This is a genomic window from Lachnospira intestinalis (assembly GCF_040095895.1).
GTDB classification, from domain to species: Bacteria; Bacillota; Clostridia; order Lachnospirales; family Lachnospiraceae; genus Lachnospira; species Lachnospira intestinalis.
The window spans coordinates 40298-56347 of the sequence record NZ_JBBMFS010000014.1; the positions used below are offsets into that span (position 1 = coordinate 40298).

General features: G+C 43.3%; 13 protein-coding genes. 4 read left to right on the forward strand and 9 right to left on the reverse strand.

The window, feature by feature from the left end:
- Positions 1-103 precede the first annotated feature (103 nt).
- Both WMO37_RS13115 and WMO37_RS13120 read left to right on the forward strand, forming a co-directional pair.
- Positions 104-586, forward strand: a complete 483-nt coding sequence (locus tag WMO37_RS13115) for a protease complex subunit PrcB family protein (RefSeq protein ID WP_227089917.1) — start codon at positions 104-106, stop codon at positions 584-586.
- Between the two features lie 135 nt (positions 587-721).
- Entirely contained in the window at positions 722-2314 is a 1593-nt protein-coding gene (locus WMO37_RS13120; RefSeq protein ID WP_349155228.1) for a DUF3794 and LysM peptidoglycan-binding domain-containing protein, read from the forward strand.
- A 208-nt stretch (positions 2315-2522) separates the two neighbouring features.
- Here WMO37_RS13120 and WMO37_RS13125 read toward each other — a convergent pair whose 3' ends face one another.
- Both WMO37_RS13125 and WMO37_RS13130 read right to left on the reverse strand, forming a co-directional pair.
- Positions 2523-3341, reverse strand: a complete 819-nt coding sequence (locus tag WMO37_RS13125; protein ID WP_349155229.1) for an ATP-binding protein — start codon at positions 3339-3341, stop codon at positions 2523-2525.
- Between the two features lie 851 nt (positions 3342-4192).
- Positions 4193-4981: a response regulator gene (locus WMO37_RS13130; protein WP_349155230.1), complete on the reverse strand. Its 789-nt coding sequence runs from the start codon at positions 4979-4981 to the stop codon at positions 4193-4195.
- A 524-nt stretch (positions 4982-5505) separates the two neighbouring features.
- Here WMO37_RS13130 and WMO37_RS13135 point away from each other — a divergent pair.
- Positions 5506-6693, forward strand: a complete 1188-nt coding sequence (locus WMO37_RS13135; protein ID WP_349155231.1) for a M50 family metallopeptidase — start codon at positions 5506-5508, stop codon at positions 6691-6693.
- 257 nt (positions 6694-6950) lie between these two features.
- Here the strand turns inward: WMO37_RS13135 and WMO37_RS13140 are convergent, their stop codons facing one another.
- From WMO37_RS13140 to WMO37_RS13170, 7 genes are all read right to left on the reverse strand, one after another.
- Complete coding sequence (locus WMO37_RS13140; protein WP_021886980.1) at positions 6951-8456, reverse strand: recombinase family protein; 1506 nt, start codon at positions 8454-8456, stop codon at positions 6951-6953.
- A gap of 85 nt (positions 8457-8541) precedes the next feature.
- On the reverse strand, positions 8542-8730 hold the full coding sequence (locus WMO37_RS13145) for a hypothetical protein (RefSeq protein ID WP_021886981.1): 189 nt from the start codon (positions 8728-8730) through the stop codon (positions 8542-8544).
- A 631-nt stretch (positions 8731-9361) separates the two neighbouring features.
- Positions 9362-9781, reverse strand: a complete 420-nt coding sequence (locus WMO37_RS13150; RefSeq protein ID WP_349155232.1) for a sigma-70 family RNA polymerase sigma factor — start codon at positions 9779-9781, stop codon at positions 9362-9364.
- Positions 9782-10362: 581 nt separating this feature from the next.
- The gene (locus WMO37_RS13155) at positions 10363-12873 is read right to left on the reverse strand and encodes an ABC transporter permease (protein WP_349155233.1); all 2511 of its coding nucleotides are present in this window, start codon (positions 12871-12873) and stop codon (positions 10363-10365) included.
- Positions 12874-12888: 15 nt separating this feature from the next.
- Entirely contained in the window at positions 12889-13554 is a 666-nt protein-coding gene (locus tag WMO37_RS13160) for an ABC transporter ATP-binding protein (protein WP_005335790.1), read from the reverse strand.
- Positions 13555-13695: 141 nt separating this feature from the next.
- Positions 13696-14727 carry a sensor histidine kinase gene (locus tag WMO37_RS13165; protein WP_059085534.1) on the reverse strand — a complete coding sequence of 344 codons (1032 nt, stop codon included), beginning with the start codon at positions 14725-14727 and terminating at the stop codon, positions 13696-13698.
- Positions 14724-15407 (reverse strand): response regulator transcription factor, encoded by a 684-nt coding sequence (locus tag WMO37_RS13170; RefSeq protein ID WP_059085533.1) that lies wholly within the window; start codon positions 15405-15407, stop codon positions 14724-14726. Before WMO37_RS13170 ends, WMO37_RS13165 begins: the two co-directional genes overlap by 4 nt.
- 243 nt (positions 15408-15650) lie before the next feature.
- Here WMO37_RS13170 and WMO37_RS13175 point away from each other — a divergent pair, with 243 nt between their 5' ends.
- Positions 15651-16010, forward strand: a complete 360-nt coding sequence (locus tag WMO37_RS13175) for a helix-turn-helix transcriptional regulator (RefSeq protein ID WP_155131844.1) — start codon at positions 15651-15653, stop codon at positions 16008-16010.
- Positions 16011-16050 lie beyond the last annotated feature (40 nt).

Sequence of the window (16050 nt, forward strand, 5' to 3'; positions counted from 1 at the left end):
CGCAATAAGATGTAACAAGTCTTATTGCGGAGTTTTTGTATGAAAAATCACACCGATGTGCTGATTTTTCCGGCATAAAAATGCCTGCGGAATGGGGAATTGTATGAAGCAGAAAAGTAAAATATCCGGGAATGTTCCGGCAAGATGGCATGCGTTTTATGCTTGCGGGTTGTGTCTGCTTGTATCGGTGCTGATTGTGACAGGCGTGTTTGGGGCGGTGTCACTTAGCGGGTGCAGTATGATAAAAAAGGACAGCAGTAAGGTCATGGGGCTGGAATATACCGTAGTGAAAGAGGAGGAAATCCCTGTGGAATTAAAAAAACTGATAGAAGCCAAAAAAGCGAACACATTGCGCATGACCTATGCCACAAAGGATGCAACGTATATCGTGGCAGGCTACGGCACACAGCCGACTAGCGGCTACAGTATCCGTGTCAATGATCTGTATCTGGGAACAAATGCGGTTTATGCAGATGTCGATTTATTAGGGCCGGAGGCAGGAGAGGATATAACGGAACTGCCAACCACGCCGTATATTGTGTTAAAAATTGAAAAGCGGGAGGAGTCGGTGGTGTTTTGTATGTAATGAAAAAACAGCCATCAGCCTGATGCGGCAGCAGGATTGTATAAAAGCTGTTTAACGGTAATTAAAAAGTGCATAAAAGAGAACGGGCATACATAAAATAAAAATATAGAAAATAGTTGGGAAGGGAGATTTGATTTGAGAATCGACAGAGAAGAAATTCATGAAAATAAAATTGTATGCAGTAACACCATGCAGATTACACTGGATGATGATTTTAACGTCCCGGACAGCAAGGCAGACATTGAAACCATTGTAAAAGAACGTGGCAGTGTCCATATTGATACGGTCAAAGCGGTGGGCGACCGGGCAGAAGTCACAGGCGGAATGGATTTTGCGGTGCTGTATGCGGGCAGTGAAAGCGGTGAAAAATCCGTGCTTCCGGTTAAAATGACGGGGACAATGAATATCGGGGAAGTTGTGAACTTATCCGGGGACTGCGAGAATACATATGTTTCCTGTCAGGCAAAATTAGAAGATATTACGGTGAAAATGATTCACTCCAGAAAATTAAGCGTAAAGGCAATCATTTCACTGACCGTTGTATGTGAAGAAATTCACGATACGCCGATTGGCTGCGGACTTTTGGAAATGCAGGACGAGGACAAATTGCAGCTTAAAACGACCGATGTGGAGTATTCGCAGCTTGCCGTGACAATGCGGGATAACCTGCGTATCCGTGAAAGCTTTCTGATTCCTGCGGGAAAGTCGGAGGTAGCGGAACTGCTGTGGGAAGATGTCGATGTACGCAGCTTCACGACAAGACTGACCGATGACGGCATGGAAATTGCAGGGGAAATGAATGTATTTGTAATGTATTCGTCCACGGAAGAAAACAGCATGGCACAGTGGTATGAAACAACACAGAATTTCAGCGGAAAATTAGATGTCGCAGGCTGTACGCCGGATATGATCAGCTACGTCAAATATTACCCGGTCAACTCCAATGTTGAGGTAAAACCGGATTATGACGGCGAAAATAAAGAGGTGCAGGTAGAACTCGTGCTGGCGCTGGACGTCAAGGTATATGAAGAAAAGGAAAAAACCATTCTTACAGATGTCTATTCGCCGGTTAAAAATGTCATCAACACCACGCAGACATCGGTCTTTCATAAGCTGTTGGTGCGTAACAATTCGCGCTGCCGTGCTTCGGACCGCATGAATACCGGGGAGTACACCAACATTTTGCAGATTTGCAACTGTACCGGGGTGGCGCAGATTGACGACATTACCGTTGAAGAAGACGGTCTGCTGGTTGACGGCGCGATTATTGCAAATGTGTTTTATGTAACTGCCAATGATGCGGCGCCAATGGGCAGTATCCGTGCCGCTGTTCCGTTTTCCAATAAAATACAGGTAAAGTCTGACGAGGAGATTACTAATATGGAGTATGTCGTAAATGCAGGAGTAGAGCAGTTAAGCGCTGCCATGACGGGCAGTAATGAAATGGAGATTAAAGGAAGCGTGGGGCTTGATGCAATCTGCTTTGCGCCGTGTGAAACCGAGTCGGTCATGGAGTGTGAAGTAGAGGAGTATGAGGAAAATGAGTTCTTAAAATTTCCAAGTATTATCGGATATATCGCAACCGGTGAGGAAACGCTCTGGGACATCGCAAAGAAATATCACACTACGGTTGATTCGATTAAAAACGGCAACCACGTTCTTGCAGACCGCGCCAGCGAGCGTGTTAAACGCGGGGATAAGCTGCTGTTAGTAAAGGCGGCAAGGTAACAGCAGGGGAATAAAGTAAGGTCATAAGTGAGATAATAAGCAGGGTAATAAGCAAAGTAAAGGACAGGGCATAAATCCGGGCAGATTGTTTTGGGGTAGGAAAACTGCCCGGATAAAACATATTAGTATGAAAAATCCCTTTTTATCGCAGAACTGAATAAATTCAGTTCGCGATTTTTCCGGGATTAAAATGCCTGCGGAATGGGGATTAGTACGGAAATATGTATAAGTCGTCACGGAAGCGGATTTGTCCAAGCTCGCGCCTGCGGTAAGTCTGGATAATATAGTGCTTTTTGGCATCAAATATCAGTGAAATCTGCTTCGTATAGGAGTACGTACCGGGCGCATATTCCGTAATAACCAGTGAGGCACGGTATTTTTTCTTGAGTTTCCAGATGTCCATAAGCCCGATGCCGCTTCCGCCGTTTCCGGCATGTGTCGTGTGGGCTTTCAATCCAAAGTCCTGAAAAATTTCCGGTAAAAACGGCTGTCCGTTGTCGGAAATTTCAACAGACAGGTGATTTCCCATTCGCCCAAGGTTGATAAGAATTTTTTTATCCGGTACATCGGACATTGCAATAAATGCATTTTCAATCAAATCCGCCAGCAAATGGGAAAAATCTTCTTCTGAAAGGGACTGCATGGCAGTGGTTTTGATGTTTTCGGTAATGCGGAGGGTATAACCAATCTGTTCCTGTAAGGCGCGCTGATACATTAATTGAAGAACGGCATCAACAGCACAGATACCGGTAGAGGCAAGCGGCTGTCCGTTTGTCTGATATTCGGTCAAATTAAATTTTCGTTCCTGTGACATTGTCTGTAAATGAGCGGCAAGGGCAAGACCCTGCTCTTTAAGCTGCTGAGGGGATAATGTATTCTGGTTTTGCAAAAATGTATTTACGGCAAGTTCCATGGCGGGAATAAGCTTATTATCCCGGTGGATAATCTGTGCCAGCGCTTTATTATTTTCTAAAAGCCGGGCAATTTCCTGCTCTTTTTGGACAAGTTCATTTTTTAGTTTCTGCATTTCAAATTGCTGGAGCTTTCTGCGGTAATTCTTCGTTATAATAGCGCGCCACCATGAAATCAGGAGGAGGGCGCAGGGGAAGATGAGGAAAAGAGGAATGATAAACGGCAGGTAATTATTTTCAGTTGTATTAGAAATGCTTGCAGTAATATAACATATTAATATGAGCAGGCTGATGCAAGTACCGATATTGTTTAATTGAAGTTCATATAAAAATGGCATGCCCTTTTTCAGACGTTTAAATTGAAATGGAATATGTATTATAAAATACTGTAAAAATCCGTTCAATAATTTAATCACTACAAGGTTATTGATATTAATATATGAATACATGAAAAAAACAAGCGTAGAGAAAACAAAACTGGAAATTGTAAAAGAAACCAGGCTCATTGCAATAGAAATGATTGTGGCATTCAAAGATGTGGACCAGTCGGTTTTTGTAAATAGTGTAATAAAAATATAAAAAACGAATAATACTAAAAACATAGCAACAGGATATATCATTGAATGTATAAAACACAGACCGCAAGCGATAATTAGTGCGGAAAGAGTAAATAAAATCCGGGAGCGCAAAAATAAATCATTCAGATTTAAAATTTTACAATAACAGTAAAAGCAGCAAATTAATATAAAAAAGTGTGAAATAATAATAGCAGCGTACATAAAATCACCTATAGTTCCATAAAACAACAAAAAGCAACGAAAAAACAACAATAAAAACTAATTTTTTATTTCCGGCAGATGCTATAAGCTTAGCTTGAACATTAAAACCAGGAGGTAAAAATGAGCAGTCTTTATTGGAAAATATGGGAACTTATTTTTAAAAATTATTAATAAGTTGATACTTAAATTTATAATTGGTTCTGTATTTTATTCGCATAATAAAATATGAATTCCATAATAGTCGGAACACCTTTTTGTGAATGGATTCTCGCGGTGTAATAAGTCAGCAAATCATCAATATCGGAAGTCCGCCATGCACGGTTGATAGCATTCTGCATGGCACGTTCGATACTGGCATCTGTTTTTTTATATTTTTCACCCAGCACTTTAAAAATGCGTGTTTTCGGTTCGTTAATGGTGGCAAGGATTGCATCGGTAAGATAGCGGTAACCAATAACTTTCGGGCTGATGCCAATTAAATTCAGTTCATGCTGGATTTTTTGAATCAGCCTTTTATCTTTTGATTCAGACGGTTGAGCAGCTGGTATTTCGGAAGCAATTTTCTGTTTTTCGGAAAAAATCACTTTCTTCATAATGCGCAGAAATTCCACAACATATTGTGCAGAATAATTTTCCTGATACTTTGCAAGAATAAAATCTGCCCCCAGCTGTCTTGCGGATTCATAGGTAATATTACTTGAATTATTGGTGGTTACAAGGATATATGGGTGCTTGGAAAGTTCAAGCTGCTGAAGCTGTGCTAAGAAAAAAAGTCCGTCACCGCCGCCCTGATGCAGTTCAAGGTCCAGTATAACGGCATCAGGAAGAAATTTTTCCATATATTCAATAGCAGTTGAAGCATTATTTGTAGATGCGACCAGTGTAACATCGTCTAACTGGTTGATATAATCGTTTATTTCCATACATGAAGTGGCATCATCTTCCACTAAAAGAACACGAAGTGTATGCGCTGTCATCTGTAATTGTCCCCCTCGTTTATAACTCAATATTTAATATAATTATAGTATATAAACCAACGAAAAGCAACAAAAACCAACAAAAAATCACCAACGAAAACAAATGGCAACAGAGAAAGGAAATGGGTATAGTATAGACATAAGATAGGTAGAGGGGGAAGCTGTATATGCAGTTTTCTCGTTGCCGTTTGTGATGGATTGTTTAGAAAGGATTGTTATGGAAAATAAAATTAGTTTAGCACGGACGATTAGTATAATAGGCACATTAATATTGTGTATCGCTTTAGTAGGTAATTCATTTGAAGTGTTATCTGTAACAGCATTTCGTATAATAATAGCATTTGGAATTCTGATACAGATTATATCATTGATTTGCAGCGTAAAGAAAAGAGAATTTTAAGTTTTTTTGGTTCTAATCAGGCCAAAATTATTACAGATGAGCAGAGTGTATTAAGATATGTGCTGGATAAGATTGATTTGATTGATTAGGAAATAAGGCATGTTAAGAGGCAAAAAGGTTTGGTATGAAGAAAGTTAAATTTTATTTTGTATTCAGTTTGATAGTAGTTTTTATTTCAGTGATAGGAATATTACTGGGTATGGTTCTAGTTACTATTGAACAGAAGCATCCGGAGTATCTTTCGGCAGGAATATTTAAAGGAATAATTATATTTTTCATGGCATTGCTGGTTACAGTATGTTTCCATGAGTTGGCGCATGCGATTGCTTTTAAATTACAGAAAATAGATATTCGTATGATTGCCATATTTCCAATATGTTTAATAAGAGAAAAAGAAGGTTTAAAGTTTCATATAGCTGTAAGTATGGAGATTGGATTTGGAGGAATTGTCATACCGGAGATACCAACAATTAGCAACCAAACAGAATATGAATCATTTCAGGGTAAAATGAGGGTGTCTTTAGTGTCTGCACCGTTATGTTCGGCATTTATTGGATTGATTTCATTGATATTAGTGTTGTGTACGACAAAGTATATAGGCAACGATTTTTGCTCGTATTATTTTTTGTTTTTTTCAGCGGTATTTTTATGGTCTGTATATATTAATTTGACCTCTATGCTTGATTTAGGCAGTATCGTAGGGGATTATTCCGCCGCAAAAAAAATAAAAGACAATAACGGCTACGCATTATTACAGATTTATAACTATTTTCTTCTTCAGGAAAATGAAAAGAAATTTGAAATGAGAGAGAACCAGAGATATTTTATCGAAAAGCTATATGAAGCAGGAAATAATTTATCTTTGGATAAAGAGGATAATTCAATCAATGTTTTGCTAATAAATGCGGTATTGTATGAAAGTCTTATGCGAAGAAATAGAGATAATACAGAAATAATAAATTTCGACACAGACTTATGGATAAGAAATATACATAATATTTTAAACAGACTACAATTTGAAGCATATTTTCAAACGTTTTCCCATGCTGTCATTTGCATGCATTACAATGGAAAATCAGAAGAAGCACGTGAGTTATGGGAGAAGTATAAAGATAAAATGCCAAGTACAAATGTTGGCAAATATAGCAGTAAACAAGTTGAGTTGTGCCTGTGTGGGGAAAATATTGAAGAATTAAAGGAAAAAGAAAATATTAAGATATCTTCTTTGGATTCTTTATTATCAAATATAAACAACTATTATGATGATGAAATTTATTTGAATAAGTTAATTATCGGGGAAATCGCATTATAATAATGAATAAAATTTTATAAGTAGAAAGGATTATAAAATGCGGGGAACAAAATATTATAAAAGACTTATTGTTGGAAGTGTTCTTTTTGGAATGATTGTATTTGGAAATGAAGTATATAATAATGGCTTATGGAATTTATCGGGATTGTTATGGGTTGCTTATGGTGCAATAGGATTTGGTGTGTTGTATCACATACTGTTTACATCGCTTGACAAGGGCACACAGCCCTTTGTCGTGTGCGATGGATAAGTAAAAGTCAAATTTTCCACTCAATCGAAACGTGTTCGTCGGTTGCGCGGATCTGTGAGATCAGGCCGTCGGCAACCTGCCGCCTGTCCTCGAAGTCAATTTCTTCCCATTGGTTCAGGTAGACCGACAACCGCTCAATCTGTTCCGGGGACATGGTTTCCGCTGACAGCGCCGCGATCTCTTTTGTCAGGGCTTGGCGGCGTGTGTCCAGCTCCTCGATTTTGCTGTTGGCATAGGACAGCAGCACCGCATTAGCCCCGGTCAAAGTATTCAGCAGCTTTTCAATCTCGTCCTCCACGCGGGCAAGCTCCATGTTCAGCGCGGTCAATTTGGGATTGACCGTTTCTCGCTTTGCCGTCAGCGTCTGGAACTCAGACAGCTTCTTGACCATCTCGCCGTACAGAAACCTTTCAAATTCCCGTGTGCGGAGCGTCCCGCAGCCGTCACAGCTTTTACTGTCAGCCCGCTTGGAGCAGCGGAGATACTGAACACCTGTTGGATTGCCGACGCTCATAAGCGCGTACCCGCAGCGGCCACACTTGACCTTTCCGGCAAGCCATGTGTTCTTTGCCTTGCGCCCGCCTTGGAACGTCTTGTTTGCCATGAGCTTTTTCCGGCAGCGCAGCCATGTATCAGACGATACCAGCCCCTCGCTGGGAGCCAGAACAAGTATCTGATCTTTCAGGTGCTTGTTTTTTCTTTCTTGCACGTCCCGGCCCTGATAGAGATAGCAGCCGTTTGTCCCGGCAAAATCTGTGGCTTCATTGACTACCACCGTACCCTGGCTTTTGAAGAACTCGTACATATCGAGGTCAGCCTGTGCGTAAATGGGGTTTCTCAAAAGTTGGGAGATAAAGCCCCGTTTCATTTCCTTGCCGTAGATCAGGATGCCCTCGTCGGCAAAGTAACGGGCAATGTCCCCGAAAGAAATTCCGGGCTGAGAGTACATTTCAAACATCAGCTTTGCAATATCTGCCGTTTCCGGGTCAGGCTTCATCATTTTTGTGCGGATGCCCTCAATGGTGGTCGGCTCCAGTTGGAAGCCGTAGGGGGCCGCGCCGCTCATGTGAAAACCGTGCTGGCAGCGGGAATAGTAGGCATCGGTCACGCGCTTCTGGATGGTTTCACGTTCGAGCTGGGCGAACACGATGCAGATATTCAGCATGGCCCGCCCCATCGGGGTGGACGTGTCAAACTTTTCCGTGGAAGAAACGAACTCGACATTGTATTCCTGAAAAGTTTCCATCATGGTTGCGAAGTCCAGAATGGAACGGCTGATACGATCCAGCTTGTAGACCACCACGCGCTTGATCAGGCCCCGGCGAATATCGGCCATCATTTCTTGGAACTTGGGTCTATCGGTATTCTTGCCGGAATAACCCTTGTCTGTGTACTTGCGGAAATTGCCTCCTCTCAATTCATACTTGCAAAACTCGATCTGGCTTTCAATGCTGATACTGTCCTTGCGGTCAACGGACTGTCTGCCATAAATGGCATCTTCACGAATAATCATTTGGTGCTCCTTTCCGTGTAGGAGCTACCAAACCTTACACCTATATTATACCTCTGGCAGCCCCGTATCTCAAGGATGTCCCGCATTAGTGCATCTGCGCCCGTCCCGGCGCATACTTCACAAAGACCTCATACAGACAGCTTTCAATTTCACGCTTGCGCTTATCCCGTGCTCGGGGAGAGAGCATCGGGGTCAGGTTTTCCACGGTGATGGATTTGCCCTGAAAAGACGCGGTTTTGACTTCCTTGTGATAGCCGACTCTTGCCTCCGTCATCTGAAAACCTCCTATAACAATCAGCGGTGTGAATAGATTTGATGGTTTCCCGTTGTCCGTGGGGAAACGTGAAAGGACGGCACAAAAGCGCCGTCCTTTGACCTTGCCCCACCTCTGGCCACGATGACCAGAAGCAGCGGGACAGTTGTTTTCCGTTTCAATCCACAAAAGAGGGAGCCGCCGCGCCGAAATGGTTTGGGCTGTCATAAGACAGAAAGACCCGGTTTGACGGCTCCCTGTATGATTGTTGTGTGCCGTATTTGCCACGCATCCCCGGCACGGGGAGTATTCCAGACCGCCGATGGCTTCGGCTGCATAGCCCCACAGCATCGCTGCCCGTGGAGGGCTGGCGCATACCGCAGGAACTCCCCCTCAAGTCTGTGGGAGGGCGTGAGCAAGTTTCATTATCCTCCGCGCTGTCCTCGCGCCCGGTTTGCCAGCACCGGGTCAAAGGCTGCGTTGATCGCTCGGCCAGCTTGTCCATCACCTCCTGAACTGGCTGTCGTGGCGGCGCACCTTACGTCGCTATCACGCGGATTTCGTATCGGGAATACTGTCTATTCAGTTTTCAAGGCGAGGAAGAAAACTCCTCTCACCTATCAGGAGGTTTCGGGGGCAAATGTACTCCCTCTTACAGAGATTTTTTCAAATTATTTTTCATAGCGGCCAGCCCACGCTCAACGGAGCAGCAGATGCGGCTCCGGCCAACGCCCTCGGCTGCCGCGATCTCGGCCTTGCTCATGCCGAGAAGATAGTGCTGGTACACACGCCGGGCCTGCGTGGGCGGGAGCTGGACCAGCGCGTCATAGAGGGCAAAGGTGGTTTCCCGCGCCTCAATGTACTCGTCCGGGGTCAGGGGCTGGCGGAGCACGTCGGCCTCAAAGCCGGGATCGGTGTCCAGCGAGCACTCGCCATTTCTGCGCTTCTGCCGCTTGTAGCTGTCGCATAGACGGCCTCCCATCGAGAGGGCGGCGGCGATCTCGTCCGAAACTTCCAGTATCACATTTTCGGTCATATAGGGGTAATACCGTTTCAGGTTGATAGTCGTCATAATTGTCCTCCATTTCAAAAGGTGGTTGGTGAGTGCGGATTGAAATGGAGAACAGGCGGCCCGCGGCACCTTGGAGCCTCTGGCCACCGTGACCAGAAGCAGGGGCATATAAAAACGCCCGCACAGCATGACACTATGCGGACGCAAGCAAATGAATATCTTGTTACATGATGTTTAATTTCACTTTCAAAGCCGGACTGCTCCGATGGAGGAGCTACGCTTTTTTTAGCTGGTGCAGATCACGCGAACAATGAAATAATAAAATGGACACGGCAAAATAACCTCCAATCGGCTACCGTGCCCCTGCAAGTCGTCATTGGTTTGTGTAGACGCAAAGAAACGGCGGCTCTGAAAATCAAAGCCGCCGCTTCAAATGGGCGTGTTGATAGGCTGCTGTACGACGGCTTTTTTTCTTTTGCCGTCGTGCGGCAGCTTGTTCCTTTTGCGTTTATCTTAACAAGCGATCCTCACAGAAATGTCACCGACACACGCTGTTTCGACAGAATAATGGGCTGAAATCTCACGAACCTGTGAGATTTGAAAAACCGGGAGAATAATCTCCCGGTTTTCATCGCAAATATTTAATTCTGCCGCAGTCTCTCTACAACGCTTTGCTTAACATTTTGCATGAAAGTTATGACGGGAGTTGCCAAGCAGACCAGTAAAACAATAGCTGCGACAACCAACAGAGAAAATACAGGATAGTGAAAAGCTGCATAAGGAACCATTTTTCTAAAGGCTGAGTATATCGGAATATATATCGCTGTTCCCAGTGTGGCAAGCAGTAGGAAAGAAATACTCCAATAATACCCGCCTTCCCAAAGCAATACATTTCTAATTTGCTTTTTCGTCATTCCTATACTTTCAAGTGTGGCAAATTCATGTTTCCGAGTATTTACACTAACAACCATTGTGTTAATGAAATTCATAATTCCTATCAGCAAAAATACAGTGGACAACCCTGCGGCTATAATCCTTGAGGTCAGCAAATATCCGGCCATTTCTTGCTGCTTTTCATATCGTGACAGAATCGTAATGCCCGGTGACGAAGCAGTAATGGATTGAAGCTGCTCCATAATCCCTTTATCATAACTGCTATCAATAGTATCAAAAGCAATCCGAAAGATTTTAGTTTCTCCAGACAACTTCTCTAATGCCTGCTCACTGATATACAAATCAGGGGCAGTACCTCTCTCATTTCCTCGACCACTTTGAAAATCAGCGTCCAGAAAGCCAGTTGCCACTGTAAAGGCCAGTTCTCCGGACTCACCGACAACGGTGATTGCTTGCCCTGGCTGAATCAATGGGTTTCCCTCAGCATCCGTCATAGCGGACAAAACCACCAACTCTCCCTTTTCAAAGGCTGTTAAGTCAATAGGCTTATCAAGCGTTTTATTAAGTTCTTCGATATATCTGGAATCTATTCCGTAAACGCCGCTCCAAAAATTATCTGTATAGTTTTTCCGTGTTTCCGCATTTGAAAAATCAAGACCCGATACGCCATCCAAGGAATCAATATATTTCCCGAATACATTTTCGCTGTAAATGACATCCATAGTGGGCCACGGTGAAGCGGAATAAGTGACGCGCAGATTTTCAATTCCCTGCATTGTTGCAACTTGCTGCAACATTTCATCAGAGAGCAGGTTTCCTTCTTCGAAAATGCTGTAAGTCAATGCGAAATCACTTTCTCCCCATTGATTTACAAAATTGTCTGGACTTAGGCTTGATAGTAAACCAGCAGAAACCAAAAACAATATTAAGCCTAAAAATAAGGACGCAAAAGTAAGGACAGCGCTTTTAGGGTTTCTAAAAATATTATCTCGTGCCATCCGGGATAATTTTGTTCTATGGCTCTTATGATCTCGGTAACTCCTTGTATTTGCCTCCGTATAGCGTAAAGCCGCAACAGGAGAAATACTTGCAGCTATTTTCGCTGGTTTCATGCTGCCGATGATTGCGGTAAAAAATGTGAAGATTGCGGCACCCGCAAAAATAATGGGGGAAAAGGACACTATCTCCCCAAGGTCTGTATCGCCTGAGTACATTATATTCATGGCAAACGGAACAAGTCCAAGCGAAACAATACCACCGACAATCAGGCCGCTGGGAATACCGATCACCGCCGTTCTGAATATTTGAGAACGCACGATTCGCTTGATTTGTCTTTTTGTCGTGCCTATCGTTTTAAGCTGTCCATAGAATTGTGTATCTCTTGAAATTGAGATATACAGAATGTTATAAATCAGCAAATAGCCGCCGATAATGATAAAGACGATAATAGCAGCCAGTGGAAGAACAATGGTGGTGGAATTACTCTGAGCAATAGGTACAATTTCAAAGGACTGACTTTCTGTAAACGAAATCTTCCGTTTTAGTTTTTCACAGGATCGCAGGGCATTACTGTCATCAGAAAAAGAAATCATTGCGGTAGACACACTATCAAAGGGAAGCCCTGTTTGTGTTGCAAAAAGCTCCGAAACATAAGCAGCACCACGGTTGCCTGCACGCGAAGCCGAATAATCTGTGTAATAGCCTGACAAAACAAATTCATCGGAGCTGTATTGATAATCTGTTCCGAGCTGATAGGAAAGGGAAATATTCATCCCTATCTGTGGATCATCAATCCCCATTGCACGCAAAGCCCATGTAGGGAGCATAATTTCATTTTTTGCTTGCGGATAATCTCCGTGTATATCCGAAATTGTTGGTACACGGTGTTCTTGCCATTCTGTTTCGTCTATCCAAGTAATACTCAGCAGGGCATCGTCCATTCCAGATGTATCAATGCTGCCCAATCTCTGACTGACACCAACTACGGATACCAAGCCGGATCGGCTCAATTCTTCATATTGTTCTTCTGAGAGGCTTGTAATTGCCACATCCGCAGTCGTGCCCATCGCACGAATTTGCTGCATTTGATAGGTTTCAAAATAACTGCACCCCAAACTAAACACAGATGTAATCATAAAGGCGGTCAAGAATAATGCGATGGTAACGAAAACATTTCTCTGCTTATTAGCGCGGTAGCTTCTTTTGGCAAGACGATTGATTGTTGCCTGATTATTGTTCCCAAATAAAATATCATCCATCAATGTCACCCCCTGTCACTGTGCGATTTTTCCGTCCTCAATACGGATAATTCGGTCGGCAAGCTGGGCAATTTCATTGTTATGGGTAATCATTACAAGCGTTTGATGGAACTTCTGACTTGTAACTTTCAGCAAACCAAGAACATCACTACTTGTCCGGCTATCCAAATTGCCTGTCGGTTCATCTGCAAGTATAATAGCTGGTTTGGAAACAAGGGCGCGGGCAATCGCTACACGCTGCTGCTGGCCGCCGGACAGATTGTTAGGCATACTGTTCAGCTTCCCATCGAGAGCCAACATTTTCACGACTTCATCCATAAACCGCTTGTCCACGGTATCACCATCCAGCTCCACCGGCAGGACAATATTTTCATAGACATTTAGCACAGGAACAAGATTGTAATTCTGAAAGATAAACCCGATGTTACGTCTGCGGAAGATGGTAAGCTGTTCATCCTTGAGTTTCGATAATTCTTTCCCTTTTACTTTAATACTGCCGGAAGTTGGCGTATCTAACCCGCCCATCATGTTCAGCAAAGTAGACTTACCGCTGCCGGAAGTACCAACAATGGCAACAAATTCACCTTCCTCAATGGATAGGGTCACGCCATCCAATGCTTTTGTAATGTTCGGTTCGGTGCCGTAGTATTTCTTCAAATCTGTCGTTTGTAATATGTTCATATAGAACACCACCCTTTCTTTTTGATGGCTCTATCATAAAAGGTAAACCTCACAGAAATGTCACGGGAAACAAAATACCTCTGTTTAATTAAATCTCAAATGTCATAGGCCTGTGACATTTTGTTTTTTAGCGTACTTATTTTATTGTCGAGGCAGAAAGACGGAAAAAGTTGAACCCCTCCCAACCTCGGATGTTACCCGGATATAACCGCCTTGCAAGGTTACGATCTCACGAGCCAGATATAGACCAATACCAATTCCATCTACATCATGTACGATGTCCTCCCGATAGAACCGCTTGAAAATTGCCCCCTGATGCTGTTCTGAGATGCCAATGCCTGTATCAGTAATGTCAATTTTCACATACATTTCCCAACTTTCAACCGAAATCCGGATTTGACCGCCCTCCGGCGTATATTTCACCGCATTATCCAAAATGTTGAACAGCGCTTCACCTGTCCATTTTCTGTCATGAGAAACGATCAAGCTCTCCGGGCAGTCCACTTGAACATTGATCTGTTTTTTCTCGGCGTTCAGAAGGATACCTCCCAATGCGGCGGCAAGCGTGTCATAAAGCGGCTGGCTTTTCTTTTCCAGAGAAATGACACCTGTTTCCAGACGCGAGGTTTTAATCATAGCCTGCATGAGAAAATCCAGTTTATCAAGTTGGGTGGCCTGTGCTGTAAGAAACTCTTTTTGCTTTTGCACCGGGACTTCATTTTCAAGCAGGGTGCTGTTAATCACTTTCAAGTTCGCAATCGGGGTCTTGACCTGATGGGAAATATCAGAAATAAGTTCTTGCAAGTCAGCCCGCTCTTGTGCAATGCTGTTCTTGTTTTCCTGCATGACTTCATACAAACGGTTCAACCGATATTCAATTTTATAGAAAAGACTTTCTTCTTCCACAGTCTGTTTCGGCTGCATATTCCCGGACAACATATCATCCATCAAACTGCAAAAAGCATCGGAGAACATCGCCAATTTGCGGTGAACCAGCACCATAAAACAAATAGAACAAAACAGCACAAAGATGCCGAACAATAGTACATACCAAACAGCGGTTATATCTTGGGTCAACGCATATAAAGCCACTGAAACCGTCACCATTGCCGCCAGCAGGAGAACAGCTAAAAAGATACAGGCTTTGTTGACGGAAAGTTTTCGAACATTCATTTCAGCGCCCCTCCGATCCACATATAGCCCATACCATATACCGTTTTGATGTACTGACGGTCGAGTGTTTCGATTTTGTTTCGTACCCGGCTGATAGCCGCAGTCAGAGCGTGTTCATCCACAAAATTTCCGTCTGCGTCCCACAGTTTTTCCAACAAGACTTGCCGCGTCAAAACGATCTGTGGATTTTTCATCAGGATTTTCAAAAGTCGATATTCCAGTGGGGTGAATGTAAGTGGCTTTCCTGACAGGGCAGCACTCATCTCTGAAAAATTGATGGTCAGTGTGCCATCCTCATAAGTATCACCACCATATTGTTTTGTCAGCCGCCCCAGCACCACCGCCAGTTTCTTTTGAAAGACGCTCATAGGGAAAGGTTTTGTCACATAATCCTCTGCGCCCAGTTCATACCCTTTGAGCATATCGCTTTCCATATCATTTGCGGTCAGAAAGATAATAGCGGTATCAGGGCGGCGCTCTTTTACCTCCCGGCAGAAGTCAAAACCGTTCCCGTCCGGCAAATTTACATCCAGCACAATCAGGTCATAGTCCTGCTTCGTCAAGAAACTACCGGCCACTGATTTTGTCAGTGCAGAATCAACCGTATAGCCCGCAGTATTCAAGTTATAGCATAAAGTATGATTCAAAAGTCGATCATCCTCGACTACTAAAATTCGCATGGTATCACACTCCTTTATTTTCAGTGTAGCACCCAAATGTCACAGAAACCTCACAATATTTCTGATTTTATTTTAGATACCAACTTCTGATCTTCGGGACAAATTTAATTATAAGTACATTTTACATCACATTTTCAGCGTCATCAATTCTCTTAGCATGAAATTAAATATGCAGTGAAATGAAATTTTACGCCGTTCAAATGTTGCCACATGAAATGTAAAATTACATTAGGTGGTGATGCTATGAAAATTGAACGTGACGAACGCAAATTTGACTTTCACGGGATCGGACTTGCTATCAAGAAAGCCCGTGAGCGTGAAGGCATGACGCAGGAGCAATTAGGATACATTGTTGACCGCGATCCGCGTACCATTATGTATCACGAAAATGACGGACAGCATCCGAGCCTAAACGCCTTTTTCCAAATGGTAACAATGTTCGGTATCTCCGTGGACGAATACTTTTATCCCGACATGGGAGCCGATGAAGCCGCAAAGAAGCGTATCAACATTCAGCTTAATTCCCTCAATGAAAGCGAGCTGCGGCTCGTCGAGGGTATTATCAATGCAATCATAGAAAACCGTGGAACGGAGGAAGCGTAAGAAACGGCGCTGCCTCCGTTTTTCGCGAGGGTTCCGGGGG

What these genes read in the sequence shown, in the direction of transcription:
- WMO37_RS13115 (WP_227089917.1), top strand. Translation starts at nt 104, where the DNA reads ATGAAGCAGAAAAGTAAAATATCCGGGAATGTTCCGGCAAGATGGCAT.
- WMO37_RS13125 (WP_349155229.1), bottom strand. Translation starts at nt 3,341, where the DNA reads ATGCAGAAACTAAAAAATGAACTTGTCCAAAAAGAGCAGGAAATTGCC.
- WMO37_RS13130 (WP_349155230.1), bottom strand. Translation starts at nt 4,981, where the DNA reads ATGACAGCGCATACACTTCGTGTTCTTTTAGTGGAAGATGATGCCACT.
- WMO37_RS13135 (WP_349155231.1), top strand. Translation starts at nt 5,506, where the DNA reads ATGAAGAAAGTTAAATTTTATTTTGTATTCAGTTTGATAGTAGTTTTT.
- WMO37_RS13140 (WP_021886980.1), bottom strand. Translation starts at nt 8,456, where the DNA reads ATGATTATTCGTGAAGATGCCATTTATGGCAGACAGTCCGTTGACCGC.
- WMO37_RS13145 (WP_021886981.1), bottom strand. Translation starts at nt 8,730, where the DNA reads ATGACGGAGGCAAGAGTCGGCTATCACAAGGAAGTCAAAACCGCGTCT.
- WMO37_RS13150 (WP_349155232.1), bottom strand. Translation starts at nt 9,781, where the DNA reads ATGACGACTATCAACCTGAAACGGTATTACCCCTATATGACCGAAAAT.
- WMO37_RS13155 (WP_349155233.1), bottom strand. Translation starts at nt 12,873, where the DNA reads ATGGATGATATTTTATTTGGGAACAATAATCAGGCAACAATCAATCGT.
- WMO37_RS13160 (WP_005335790.1), bottom strand. Translation starts at nt 13,554, where the DNA reads ATGAACATATTACAAACGACAGATTTGAAGAAATACTACGGCACCGAA.
- WMO37_RS13165 (WP_059085534.1), bottom strand. Translation starts at nt 14,727, where the DNA reads ATGAATGTTCGAAAACTTTCCGTCAACAAAGCCTGTATCTTTTTAGCT.
- WMO37_RS13170 (WP_059085533.1), bottom strand. Translation starts at nt 15,407, where the DNA reads ATGCGAATTTTAGTAGTCGAGGATGATCGACTTTTGAATCATACTTTA.
- WMO37_RS13175 (WP_155131844.1), top strand. Translation starts at nt 15,651, where the DNA reads ATGAAAATTGAACGTGACGAACGCAAATTTGACTTTCACGGGATCGGA.